At 53.0% G+C, this 266-nt stretch carries 1 protein-coding gene; it reads left to right on the top strand.

All coding sequences use genetic code 11. From position 1 onward, the window contains the following. Positions 1-266, top strand: a 266-nt coding sequence (locus PZC42_RS24825; RefSeq protein ID WP_277214238.1) for an ATP-binding cassette domain-containing protein, incomplete at both ends; no start/stop codon positions are given.

Raw genomic sequence — 266 nt, 5'->3', positions numbered from 1 at the left:
AGTCAAGGAGAAGCAAGCTTCCAGCGATGACTCCACTGACAGCGAAAAGAACAACATCGAGTCGAGCCTTGTCCGAAATACTTCAATCTTCACCTGGAAGAACCTCACATATACCGTCAAAACGCCTTCTGGGGATCGGGTGCTTCTGGATAACGTGCATGGGTGGGTTAAGCCTGGTATGCTCGGCGCCCTGATGGGATCTTCTGGTGCCGGAAAGACGACTCTGCTTGACGTGCTTGCGCAGCGTAAGACCGAAGGTACGATCC

This window comes from Isoptericola croceus (assembly GCF_029382255.1).
Lineage (GTDB): Bacteria > Actinomycetota > Actinomycetes > Actinomycetales > Cellulomonadaceae > Isoptericola > Isoptericola croceus.
Note: the sequence above shows the minus strand (reverse complement) of the source record. Positions and strands in the feature narration are given on the sequence as shown.